Annotated in this window: 9 protein-coding genes and 1 tRNA gene; 6 read left to right on the top strand and 4 right to left on the bottom strand. The window is 60.8% G+C overall.

Annotation, left to right across the window (positions count from 1 at the left end; genetic code table 11):
* Window positions 1-3: 3 nt before the first annotated feature.
* On the bottom strand, window positions 4-291 hold the full coding sequence (locus tag SJY33_RS10625) for a YciI family protein (protein ID WP_379922730.1): 288 nt from the start codon (window positions 289-291) through the stop codon (window positions 4-6).
* 160 nt (window positions 292-451) lie between these two features.
* Here SJY33_RS10625 and putA point away from each other — a divergent pair, with 160 nt between their 5' ends.
* Entirely contained in the window at window positions 452-3,586 is a 3,135-nt protein-coding gene (putA, locus tag SJY33_RS10620; protein ID WP_379922729.1) for a bifunctional proline dehydrogenase/L-glutamate gamma-semialdehyde dehydrogenase PutA, read from the top strand.
* 7 nt (window positions 3,587-3,593) lie between these two features.
* The gene (locus tag SJY33_RS10615; protein ID WP_379922728.1) at window positions 3,594-4,298 is read left to right on the top strand and encodes an endonuclease/exonuclease/phosphatase family protein; all 705 of its coding nucleotides are present in this window, start codon (window positions 3,594-3,596) and stop codon (window positions 4,296-4,298) included.
* Window positions 4,299-4,316: 18 nt separating this feature from the next.
* On the opposite strand, the gene SJY33_RS10610 is transcribed toward SJY33_RS10615, so the two are convergent.
* Window positions 4,317-5,276 carry a sensor histidine kinase gene (locus SJY33_RS10610; protein WP_379922727.1) on the bottom strand — a complete coding sequence of 320 codons (960 nt, stop codon included), beginning with the start codon at window positions 5,274-5,276 and terminating at the stop codon, window positions 4,317-4,319.
* A 199-nt stretch (window positions 5,277-5,475) separates the two neighbouring features.
* Here SJY33_RS10610 and dcd point away from each other — a divergent pair, with 199 nt between their 5' ends.
* Window positions 5,476-6,030: a dCTP deaminase gene (gene dcd / locus SJY33_RS10605; RefSeq protein ID WP_379922726.1), complete on the top strand. Its 555-nt coding sequence runs from the start codon at window positions 5,476-5,478 to the stop codon at window positions 6,028-6,030.
* Window positions 6,031-6,142: 112 nt separating this feature from the next.
* Entirely contained in the window at window positions 6,143-7,321 is a 1,179-nt protein-coding gene (locus SJY33_RS10600) for a saccharopine dehydrogenase family protein (RefSeq protein WP_379922725.1), read from the top strand.
* 84 nt (window positions 7,322-7,405) lie between these two features.
* Here SJY33_RS10600 and SJY33_RS10595 read toward each other — a convergent pair whose 3' ends face one another.
* Window positions 7,406-9,607 (bottom strand): TonB-dependent receptor, encoded by a 2,202-nt coding sequence (locus SJY33_RS10595; RefSeq protein ID WP_379922724.1) that lies wholly within the window; start codon window positions 9,605-9,607, stop codon window positions 7,406-7,408.
* Window positions 9,608-9,873: 266 nt separating this feature from the next.
* Window positions 9,874-9,948: transfer RNA gene (locus SJY33_RS10590), tRNA-Gly, on the bottom strand.
* A 231-nt stretch (window positions 9,949-10,179) separates the two neighbouring features.
* Here SJY33_RS10590 and SJY33_RS10585 point away from each other — a divergent pair.
* A complete protein-coding gene (locus SJY33_RS10585; RefSeq protein ID WP_379923572.1) occupies window positions 10,180-11,112 on the top strand; it encodes a tetratricopeptide repeat protein in 933 nt (310 codons plus the stop codon).
* A complete protein-coding gene (locus SJY33_RS10580) occupies window positions 11,109-11,735 on the top strand; it encodes an LON peptidase substrate-binding domain-containing protein (protein ID WP_379922723.1) in 627 nt (208 codons plus the stop codon). Before SJY33_RS10585 ends, SJY33_RS10580 begins: the two co-directional genes overlap by 4 nt.
* Window positions 11,736-11,863: the final 128 nt, after the last annotated feature.

Here is an 11,863-nt window from a genome sequence, read left to right as displayed (position 1 = left end):
AGATCAGGCCCAATCGCCCAGCAGGGGGGTGAATTCGTCCACCCGGATCAACTGCCACACCCCGCCGGTAAGGTAGGGATCATCCGCCAGAATTGCGCGCGCGGCGGCTTCGTCTTGCGCTTTCACGATCAGCAGGGAGCCGATGATCAAACCGTCACTGCGCTTCAGCGGGCCGACGATCACGAAATGTTCGGCATTGGCGTGGATGAATTCCAGATGTGCGGGCCGATGGATTCCGCGCAGCCGTCCGCCGTCTTCGCCGTCGCGGCAGTGAAAGCAGAACATCCGCATGATCGAGAAGCCCCTGTTACTGGCGATGCAGGCTAACCCCGTGCGGCTGGCCGATCAAGGCGCACCTCTGGAAGCCTGTTGCAAAGACTGAACTTGAAGCGCAGCCTTGCGCGGTTCAGAGGCCGGGAATTGCCCTTCGAATCGTTTCAGGTGTTACCAGATGGCCGACTTCTCCGCCGCCCCCTCCCTTGACCGCACCGAATTGCGCCGTGCCTATCGGCAGGAGGAGGAAGCCTGCATTGCCGAGCGGCTGACGCAAGCTACGCCCGCCTCAAACGTTCACGCGGCGTCAGCGCGCCTTGCGATCGACCTCATCGAGGGCGCACGCGGCAAGAAGGCCAGCGGCATCGATGCCTTCCTTCAGCAGTATGGCCTCGACACCGAAGAAGGTATTGCGTTGATGTGCCTTGCCGAAGCACTTCTGCGCGTGCCCGATGCGGCCACCGCAGATGCGCTGATCCGCGACAAGATCGGCGCGATTGAATGGAGTGAGCATCTGGGCGAAAGCTCATCCACCTTCGTCAATGCCGCCACATTCTCCCTGATGCTGACCGGCGAAGTGCTAGATCCCCCAGATGCTCGCCAGCGCGGTATGGGCTCTGTGCTGAAGCGCGCGATGAACCGGTTGGGCGAGCCTGTGATCCGCACCGCAACCGGCCAAGCGATGAAGATCCTTGGCGGTCAATTCGTCTTCGGCCGCACCATCGACGAGGCCCTGAAGCGCGCTGCGCCGGAACGCGCACGCGGCATCACGCATAGTTTCGATATGCTGGGCGAAGCGGCGATGACCTTCGCCGATGCCGAGAAATACCGTCTGGCCTATGAGGCCGCGCTTGTCCGTCTGGCGCGCGAATCAGGCGCAGGTGTCGGCGGGTCACCGGGCATTTCGGTCAAGCTGTCGGCGCTCTATCCGCAATACACCTTCTTCCACGCCGACGAGGCCCGCGCCGCTATGGTGCCGGTAATCAAGGCGTTGGCGATCCGTGCGCGCGATGCCGACATCCATTTCACCATCGATGCCGAGGAAGCCGAACGGCTCGAACTCAGCATGGACATCATCGAGGAACTGGTTGCGGATGACGACCTGTTTCGCCGCCCTGATGGCAGCCGCTGGGACGGCTTCGGCCTCGCCATTCAGGCCTATCAGAAGCGCGGCGTTGCCATGTGTGACTGGGCGGGCAAACTGGCGCGGCGCCATGGACGCAAGTTGTTTGTGCGGCTGGTCAAGGGCGCCTATTGGGATAGCGAAGTAAAGCTCGCGCAGGTGGGCGGGTATAGCGACTACCCGGTCTTCACGCGCAAGGTCGCCACCGACGTCAGCTACCTTTCCTGCGCCGCGCGCCTGTTCGCCCACGCCGATGTGCTGCACCCCGCCTTCGCCACGCACAACGCCTATACGATTGCGGCAATCAAGCAGCTAAGCGAGGGCAAATCCTTCGAGTTCCAGCGACTGCACGGCATGGGCGAGGAAGTCTATCACGCGCTCCATGCGCTCGAAGGCAACCAGCGCACACCCGTGCGGATATATGCACCCGTCGGCGGGCACAAGGAATTGCTCGCCTATCTGGTGCGGCGTTTGCTTGAGAACGGGGCCAACACCAGTTTCGTCAATCGCATGGGCGATGCCGATATCCCGGCCAGGGAACTGGTAGGCGATCCAGTGGCGGAACTTGCCGCAATGCGGCCACGCCGCAACCCCGCGATCCCTTTGCCCGCCAACATCTTTGGAGGCCGCAAGAACAGCGGCGGTATCGACCTTAGCGATCCGCTGGTGCGCGAACCGCTGATGGCGCGCCTGAAACAGCTGGAAAGCACCCATTGGCGGGCCGAACCCACCTTCCCGGCGGCAACCGCAGGCGAGATTGCGCCGATTACCATGCCGCACAGCCTGTCCGAAGTGGTTGGCACCCGGCGTGATGCCACCGCAGAGGAAGTCGAAGCCGCGTTTACCCGTGCTGCCAAGATCCAGCCCGGCTGGGACGCGCTGGGCGGCGAAGCCCGTGCGCTGCTGCTGGAAGAAGCCGCCGACCTGTTCGAAGCCCACAGCGCCGAATTCCTGAGCCTGTGTCAGCGCGAAGCGGGCAAGACGCTGCTCGATTCGGTGCTTGAACTGCGCGAAGCGGTCGATTTCCTGCGCTATTATGCGCAAGGTGCGCGCCAGCAATTCGGCACGCCCACGATCCTGCCGGGCCCCACGGGGGAGGAAAACACGCTCTCGCTGCACGGGCGCGGAGTTTTTGCCACGATCAGCCCGTGGAACTTCCCACTGGCGATCTTTATCGGCATGGCTTCGGCTGCGCTGGCAGCGGGCAACAGCGTCATCGCCAAACCCGCCGAACAGACTCCGCTGATCGCCGCGCTGGCAGTGAAGCTGTGCCATGACGCCGGCATCCCGCCAGAAGCGCTGCAACTGCTACCTGGCGCAGGTACGGTCGGTCAGTTGATCACCGCCGATCCGCGCCTGGCAGGCGTCGCCTTCACCGGATCGACCGACACTGCGCGCGCGATCAATCGCACACTTGCCAACCGCGACGGGCCGATCGCCACCCTAATCGCCGAGACCGGCGGGCAAAACGCGATGATCGTCGACAGTTCGGCTTTGCCCGAACAGGTCGTGCGCGATGTGCTGGCCAGCAGCTTCCAGAGCGCGGGCCAGCGCTGCTCGGCGCTGCGGGTGCTGTATGTGCAGGACGACATTGCCGAGCCCATGCTGGAGATGATCCGCGGCGGGTTTGAAGCACTGCATGTGGGTGATCCGGCCAATCTGGCGACCGATGTTGGCCCCGTGATTGACGAGGATGCCAAGGCTGCGCTGGAACGCCATGTGCGGCGCTGCGAGGCGAGCGGGCGCACGGTCACGCGTTTGGTACTGCCGCCCGAAACCGCGAAGGGTTGCTTCGTTGCCCCTACCATCGTCGAACTCGGCTCGATCCGTGATCTGGCGCGCGAACATTTTGGTCCGGTGCTGCATGTCGTACGTTTTGCCGCGAGCGAGTTGGGCAAGGTGGTCGATGACATCAACAGCGTCGGCTATGGCCTGACGCTGGGTCTGCACAGCCGCATCGCCGAAACGCGGCGGCTGGTGCAGGCACGGGCGCGGGTGGGCAATTTCTACGTCAACCGCAACCAGATCGGCGCGGTGGTGGAAAGCCAACCTTTCGGCGGCGAGGGTCTGTCGGGCACCGGACCTAAGGCTGGCGGCCCGCATTACCTTGCGCGCTTCGCCACCGAACGCGTCATGACAATCGACACCACCGCCGCTGGCGGCAATGCCAGCCTGCTGGCAGCAGGTTAGCCCGCGGATGGCACAGCGCATCAAGGTCGCCAGTTACAATATCCACAAGGGTGTCGGTACGGACCGGCAGCGCGATCCTGCGCGAATTCTAAAGGTATTGCAGGAGGTGGACGCTGATATCGTCTGCCTGCAGGAAGCCGATTTGCGCTTTGGCAAGCGCACCAGCGTGCTGCCGCCGTTCCTGATTGCCAGCCACACTGATTACGTGCCCGTTCCGCTTGATGTTCAGCACGATTCAATGGGCTGGCACGGCAATGCGATTCTGGTGAAAAACGGAATCACTGTGGAAAGCCACGATATCATTCATATCCCTTGCCTTGAACCGCGCGGAGTGGTGACGGCGACGCTCGGGATTGGCAGCGCGCAGGTCAGCGTCTTTGGCATGCACCTGGATCTGTCGGGCCTGTGGCGGGTTCGGCAAGCCCGCGCAATTGCGACCTTGGCAGATTCGGCGCGTTCGGATCGCCCTACAATGCTGATGGGCGATCTGAACGAATGGCGCGCAAATTCAGGCTGCTTTCGCGAATTTGGCAAGCATTTCAGCGTGCTTGACCCCGGGCCAAGTTTCCCGAGCCGGCGACCATTGGGCCGTCTCGACCGGATCATGCATAGCGACCAGCTGAAAGCGACAGGCTGCGGCGTGCATCGCAGCCCCCTCGCAACAACCGCTTCCGATCATCTGCCCGTATGGGCTGAGCTTTCCATAGGATAGGGCCGCAGCCCTAAAGGTTTACACGCTGATGGGCAGCGTCACCTGTACCAGCGGGCCGTGGGTGTCCCACTGTGTCTGAATCGTTCCCCGATGCGCCTCGACCATGAGTGCGATCAGATTGAGACCCTGACCGCCTTCCCGGGAACGGACGGCCACCGGCAATGCGCCGCTTTCGTGCCAGATCAGTGAGACGGTGCCATCGTGTTCCATCGCGGCAATCGCGATCTTCCCGCCGTGGGCCAGTGCGCCATGTTTTGATGAATTCATCGCCAACTCGCCCACGATCAGCGCGACGGCATCAGCCTCGGCCCGTGACACCATGACAGATTGGACATCGTCAATAACAAGATCGCAGTCCCGCGATGCAAAGGGCTTTACCAGTGCGGGCACGAGATCGGCCAGATCGCGTGGCACATCGGGTGCCATGAAAAACGATTGCGCGGTGCTGAGCGCCATGAGGCGGCTATTCATTTGCCTGGCAAAGGCTTCGTTTTCTTCGTTGCCAGACGCCATGCTGCTGAGCAGCCCGCACACCATAGCATAGGTGTTTTTAAGCCGGTGCCGCAATTCATCCGCCGCAATCGCCAGCGCGCGCCGCTGCATCTCGGCTTCCGTTACGTCGCGGGAAATTGACAGGAAGCCGATGTCTTCACCACTTGGTGCGCTGACGCGAGATACGGTCACGTTCCACCAGCGCGGTGATCCCTTGGCTGTGGGGCAGAACGCTTCAAACCGAATGGTTTCACCCCTCTGTGCAGCTTCGAGCGATGCAGCAACCAAGCCGCGGTTCTCTTCGGGCCACAACCCCGCCCATTGACGCCCGTATACGGCTGTCGGGTCGTCGATCTGCATGGCGCACAGGCCGTTGGAATTCATCCAGAGAACATCACCCGCATTGTTGAGCAACTTTACGCAATCAACGCTTTGATCGATGACATTTGCCAGCGCTTCGGATGAGATATTAGCGGTGTCGAGCACGGTTTGGGGATCCCTGCGCCGGTACGACGCCTAATGCGCCAGTAGGCGCGGTGCAAATTCTTGGCAAGACAACTACCGGTCGCGCTGGCCATCCCGCGTCGGGTGGATTCGAATGGTATTGGCGGAAGGTTATCAAAAACTCTCCGGATAATTGTGGAAGGGCACTTGCTGGCATGCGCCGCGTCAGGGATCACGTCGTATGGCGATTCTTTCAGACAAATGGATACGTACCCAAGCCCGCGAACACGGCATGATTGAGCCCTTCGTCGAGGCACAGCGCCGCGACGGGGTGATCTCCTATGGCCTGTCGTCCTACGGCTATGATGCGCGGGTCGCGCCCGAGTTCAAGATCTTCACCAATGTCGACAGCTCGGTGGTCGATCCCAAGCAGTTCGACCCGAAGAGCTTCGTCGACCGCAAGACCGATTGCTGCATCATCCCGCCCAATTCCTTCGCGCTCGCCCGCACGGTCGAATATTTCCGCGTGCCGGAGGATGTGCTGGTGATCTGTCTCGGCAAGAGCACCTATGCGCGCTGCGGGATCATCGTGAACGTCACCCCGCTGGAGCCGGGCTGGGAAGGGCACGTGACGCTCGAATTCAGCAACACCACCCCGCTGCCTGCAAAAATCTACGCCAACGAAGGCGCGTGCCAGTTCCTGTTCCTGCAAGGCAACGAACGCTGCGAGACCAGTTACAAGGACCGCGCGGGCAAATATATGGGTCAGCGCGGGGTGACGTTGCCAAGACTGTGACCCACATCCGTTCGTGCTGCGCTTGTCGAAGCACCGTAATTTCTTCTAGCACGGCATCTGAAGAAGCAGGACGGCCCTTCGACAAGTTCAGGGCGAACGGAGATTGGATCATATGACCACACCTCGCGAATTCGACATTATCGTCTTTGGCGCCACCGGCTATACCGGGCGTCTGGTGGCGGAATATCTCGCCACGCATTACGGCCCCCGCGAAGACGGGCCGACATGGGCGATGGCAGGCCGTAGCCTCGCCAAGCTGGAGGAAGTGCGCGATCTGATAAGCGCGCCCGCCACCACGCCTCTGGTGGTGGCCGATGCCGACAACAGCGCAGATCTGGAAGCAATGTGCCGGCGAACACGCGTCGTCATCACGACGGTCGGCCCCTATCAGCTTTACGGCGACAAGCTGCTTGCAGCCTGCGTGGCGACTGGAACCGACTATGCTGATCTGTGCGGCGAACCTGTATGGATGGCCGAAAAGATCGCGGAACATCACGCCGCCGCACAGGCGAGCGGCGCACGCATCTCCTTCTCTTCAGGGTTCGATTCGATCCCCTTCGATCTCGGCGTGATGATGACGCAGAAAGCGTGCCGGGAACGGTTCGGCAAGCCTGCGCCGCGTATTCGCGGGCGAGTGCGTGCGATGCAGGGCACCTTCTCGGGCGGGACAGCAGCGAGCCTTGGCGCAACGATGAAGGCGGCGGCAAAAAATCCTTCGCTTATTAAAGTGTTGCGGAACCCTTTTGCGCTGACGCCCGGATTTGAAGGGCCCGACCAGCCATCGGGCATGATCCCATCCTATGAAGAGGATCTGGGTAAGTGGTCCGCCCCCTTTGTCATGGCGCCGATCAACACCAAGAACGTTCACCGCACCAATTTCCTGCTGGGTCATCCCTATGGAACTGATTTCAGATATGACGAAATGACGCTGACCAGTCCGGGCGATGCCGGGAAGGCGGCAGCCAATGCTGCGTTGGAATTCATGAAGAACCCGTTCGGGTCCAAGCCGCCAAAGCCCGGTGAAGGCCCAACGCAGGATGAACGTGAAAACGGGTTCTATGACGTCGTTTTTGTCGCCGACATGGCCGATGGTCAGCGCTTGCAGTACGGGGTCAAGGGTCGGTTCGATCCGGGTTACGGCTCCACCTGCCGGATGCTGTCCGAAACGGCCATTGGTCTGCTTGCCTGTGACAAGCCCGGCGGAATTGGCACACCGGGAAGCTTCCTGGGGGAAGATTTGGTCAAACGGTTGGAAGAACATGCCGAACTGACCTTCGCAGTCGAGGTCTGAGCGTTACGGAAAAAGGGGCAGCCGGTGTGCGCCGGCTGCCCCTGATTACGACCCTCCTGTTGCAGGGCCCTTGGAAAATACGGATCAGAAGCTCAGACGGATGCTCGCGCGAAAATTGCGTCCCACCAGCGGCACGAAGTCTTTTGTAAAGCTGGCGTGGCGGCGCCCGTTGACATCGAAAATGTTGTCGGCCGCGACCTGCAGTGTAACGTTCCGGTTATCCGCCAGAGGGCGCCAAGCGACCAGTGCGTTGACCAGTGTGAAACTGTCGGTCGGGGTTTCAAAGGTGGTAACGCGATTTTGTCCGTCAAACCATTGCACTTCGCCGCGCACATCAAACGCGCCTGTCTGGGCCTCCAGCGCACCCAGCAGGCTAAGCGGTGGGATGCGCGGTACAGCGGTGCCATCGGCCAATTCCGCCTCGACATAGGACGCACGCAGATCGGTCAGCAGGCGGAAACCAGCGGTGTCGATCACCGGATAGTTGAAATCGGCCTCGATCCCGAAGAAGTCGGCATCCTGCTGAAGATACTGAAAGACGGGGAGATCGTCCTCTTCTTCGCCAACGTCCTCAAGGAAGATGTAGTTGCCGAACCACTGCTTGAAAGCGGTAAGGCTGAAGGTGCCTTCGCCGATCGCGCCGCGCGCATAGGCTTCGATGCCCCAGGCGTTTTCCGTCCGGAGATTGGCGTCGCCAATTTCGAAGGCCTGCGTGGCGATATGCGGGCCGTTGGAGAACAGTTCTTCTGCACTCGGTGCACGTTCGGCGCGTGAACCGTTGATGCCGATGCGGATGCCCGCGACGCCTGCATAGACAACGCCAAGCGCGCCCGAGAAGGTGTCGAAATCCCGTTCGATGCCAAGTGTCTGCGCTTCGACCGTGGTGAATTCACCGCGCGCGGCCGCTTCGATCTGGATCGGGCCGGTGCCAAATTCCTGAAGCGTGAAGATGGCGAACTGGTCAGTCAGGTTGGGGGGCACATAGGCTTCGGCGCCTTCGGCAAAGAAATCACGGTGGAGGAATTGCACGCCGCTTGATCCCCGCAGCATCCCGCCGCCGTTCTGTACCAGTTCGGCCCGCGCTTCGAGGCTGGTGGAATCGAACACCGTGCCCACCTCGGCACCTTCGAATTCGGTATGGGTGTAGTCCGAATAACCGACCCGGAGCTTCAACCGCTCAAACGCGCCTTCGCCAAGGTAGACATCGCCCTTGAAGTCGGCACGAAACTGCTGGAGGCCGATGGTGACGAGCTCCTCGCCCTCTTCCTCATCGCCATCGTCGCCCTCGCCCTCTTCGCCATGATGATGACCGGCGCCGGGCCGGGTGGGAACGCCGTAACCGGTGTCATACCAGCCCAGCGATGCACCAAAGGTGCTTTCGCCCAGAATCAGCCCAAGGCCGGCGTTGACCGTCCAGCTTTCCATCGCCGAATTGGGCACGGTGCCGCGTTGGTTTGCCGCCTCGCGCAGTTCGGCGGCTTCTTCCAGTTCGCCCTCTGCAGCTTCTTCATCGGCATCGGCGAGCAGATCTGATCGCAAAGCAGGTGCCACTTGAAAACCGCCGATTTCGAAATCATCGGTCTGGCGGTACGAACCGTCGATATGCAGCACTACGGTCTGGCCTAAGCCCACATCAAGGCTGGCAGCGCCAGTACGCAGGTTGGTCGCGCTGTCGATCCCGCCAAAAGCATCGAGGTGGAAGTCCTCGTCCGGCATCCTGGTAGGAATGCGTTTGTCGATAACATTGACCGCACCGCCAATCGCCTGGCTGCCGTAAAGCAGCACAGCAGGCCCGCGCAGTACTTCAATCCGTTCAACCGTGATCGGATCGATCGTGGTGGCATGATCGACCGACGTGTTTGAAACATCCGAGGTGCCAACACCATCAACCAGCACGCGCACACGCTCACCCTGCTGACCGCGCAGGACCGGGCGCGAGGAGCCGGGGGCAAAGCTGGTTGCGGAGACGCCGGGAACCTTTGTGAGCAGGTCGCCCAATTGGCCGGTCACCGCGTCACGTTGAATATCGCCGATTTCGAGCACGCTGGTGCCGGCGAGCACGTCCAGCTCTTGCAGGCCTGCAGCACTTACAATGATCGCATTGATGTCGTCAGCTTGCCGATTGTGAACATCGTCTTCGACCAGCGTACCATTGGCGGGCGTTGTGACAGGAGCCGTGGGATTCCGGTTGGCGGACTGGGCGATCGCTGGCGTGGCTGCGAAAGCGACAGCGAAAACCGAGGCGAACGCGAGCGGGGACGACGCGGGCCGCGTGAGGTGCAACATGTGAAACGGATCCATTTATTAATGAGATAACGTATCACGGGTGTAACGGCTTCGCAGAGTATGGCAAGCAAAAATGCCCGCCGGACGTCGGGGAAGGACGTGCATAAGACAGCATGGGCACCACGCAGAGGGTAAACGAGCGAGGCCATGTCCACTGTGCAAAGCGGTCCTGCGGGGCACATAATGCACTGCCGCAGCGCACGATCGGCCCACTTGCCGAAGCAAGGTGCCCGAAGGCGAAAATTCGCATGTTTTTCGAAGAATAATGGAGCGGGCGAAGGGATTCGAACCCTCGACCCCAACCTTGGCAAGGTTGTGCTCTACCCCTGAGCTACGCCCGCTCACTGGCGCTGACAGAAACCCGCAATTGCATGGTTCCTGCCGGAGAGGCGGCGCGATTAGCAGCGCCTCGGCAACCCTGCAAGTGCTAATTTGCATCGATTGGCACTTGATCGCGTTTGACATAGTGTCCAGCACAAATCGGCGCTTCACATCGGCGCGTAAGGCCCCACATGAAGGGCGATGATGCGCAGACGCGCAATGACACAGCAGGAGCAACCATCTTGGCCAGCATGGGACTGAGCATCGAAGAACAAAAGGCCGTCGACCGGTTCCGCCAAACCGTGGTGGAGCCTTCGCAGAACAAGTTGGTGATTCTCGATTTCTGGGCCGAATGGTGCGGGCCGTGCAAGGCGTTGACCCCGATGCTGGAAAAGGTCGCAGCAGATTACGCCGACAAGGGCGTTGTTCTGGCAAAGCTCAATGTCGATGAAGAACAGTTCATCGCAGCACAGTTCCAGGTGCGTTCGATACCGACGGTCTATGCCATGTTCCAAGGCCAACCGGTGGCCGATCTCACCAGTGCACGCACCGAATCGCAGTTGAAGCAGTCGCTGGATCAGTTGTTGGCGCAATTGCCGGTGCAGGCGGGCGATGCGGATATGGCAGGGGCACCGCAGGGGCCATCCCCTGAAGAGCTCGCCCAATTCATCAAAATGGGGGAGGAAGCGCTTGCTGCAGGTGATGCGCAGCGTGCTGCCGGTATCTTTGCGCAGATTACGGAATTCGCCCATGACAGTGCGCCTGCGCACGCTGGGCTGGTCCGCGCACTCGTGCTGTTGGGGGAAACTGAACAGGCCAAACAAGTGCTGGCCGTGATCGACAGTGACCCGCGGCTCGCCGCCGATCCTGCGATTGCGCCAGCCCGCAGCGCCCTTGAACTGGCTGCAACCCGCGTCGATGACAGCGAACTGCAGTTATTGCGCACTGCGGCTGCCGCTGCGCCGGATGATATGGACGCGCAGTTTGCCTTTGCCGAAGCAGCATTTGCTGCGGGACAGCGGGATGATGCGGCTGACACGTTGCTCACGATGATTGCGACGGACCGCGAATGGAATGAGGGCGCTGCGCGTGCTCGGCTGCTGAAGATTTTCGAGGCGACAGGCTTGGAGGACGAATGGGTTATCGGCGTCCGCCGGCGTTTGTCGCGCGTATTGTTTGGATGACATCAGACACCATGATTCGCCGCCTCTCCATCTTTCCGCTTACGGGCGCGGTGCTGTTTCCCGGCATGCAGTTGCCGCTGCATTTCTTTGAGCCGCGATATCGTGCGCTTGTCAGCGATGCCCTGATCCGGGACCGTCAGATTGCCATGATCCAGCCGCAGAGACCTGTTGATGGCGCGCCGCTGTATTCGGTCGGATGCGTGGGCAAGATCGGCGAGGTGCAGGCGATGGATGACGGACGATACAACGTCATTCTTGAAGGCACGGCTCGGTTCCGGCTTGTGCGCGAGTTGGATGTGACCACTGCATTTCGGCAGATCGAGGCCGAACTATTCAACGAGGATGAGGACGAAACCCTCTCCTTTGCGCAGCGTGGCGGCTTTGAACGTGAGGCGCGCAATTTCGCCGATGCGCAGGGGTATAGCGTCGATTGGGATTCGGTCGAGCGGCTGGACGATCGTTCGCTGATTAATGGGGTTTCCCAGATCGCGCCATTTGATCCGGCCAGCAAACAGGCACTGCTGGAAGCGGCGACGCTGACCGAACGGTGCGAATTGCTTGTCCAGCTGATGCAATTCTATGGCCGAACCGACGGCAGCGAGGAAATTACCACCCTTCAGTAACGGTTGAGGCTGCCGGTATTTGCTTGAAACTAAAAATCGGCAGGAAGACTATAATAAAGCCTGAAGGCAGGAATAATTTGTTCACTTTCTCTATTGTTTTTCTGTTTTGATGATCGGTCGTAAGCGAC

It is taken from the genome of Erythrobacter sp. R86502 (assembly GCF_042466465.1).
In the GTDB taxonomy this organism is placed as follows: domain Bacteria; phylum Pseudomonadota; class Alphaproteobacteria; order Sphingomonadales; family Sphingomonadaceae; genus Erythrobacter.
The sequence above is the reverse complement of the archived record's forward strand: the minus strand, read 5'-3'. Positions and strand labels throughout refer to the sequence as shown.

Bases quoted from the DNA above. Each gene is read 5' to 3' on its own strand.
- SJY33_RS10625 (WP_379922730.1), bottom strand. From the start codon at position 291: ATGCGGATGTTCTGCTTTCACTGCCGCGACGGCGAAGACGGCGGACGG.
- putA (WP_379922729.1), top strand. From the start codon at position 452: ATGGCCGACTTCTCCGCCGCCCCCTCCCTTGACCGCACCGAATTGCGC.
- SJY33_RS10615 (WP_379922728.1), top strand. From the start codon at position 3,594: ATGGCACAGCGCATCAAGGTCGCCAGTTACAATATCCACAAGGGTGTC.
- dcd (WP_379922726.1), top strand. From the start codon at position 5,476: ATGGCGATTCTTTCAGACAAATGGATACGTACCCAAGCCCGCGAACAC.
- SJY33_RS10600 (WP_379922725.1), top strand. From the start codon at position 6,143: ATGACCACACCTCGCGAATTCGACATTATCGTCTTTGGCGCCACCGGC.
- SJY33_RS10595 (WP_379922724.1), bottom strand. From the start codon at position 9,607: ATGTTGCACCTCACGCGGCCCGCGTCGTCCCCGCTCGCGTTCGCCTCG.
- SJY33_RS10585 (WP_379923572.1), top strand. From the start codon at position 10,180: ATGGGACTGAGCATCGAAGAACAAAAGGCCGTCGACCGGTTCCGCCAA.
- SJY33_RS10580 (WP_379922723.1), top strand. From the start codon at position 11,109: ATGACATCAGACACCATGATTCGCCGCCTCTCCATCTTTCCGCTTACG.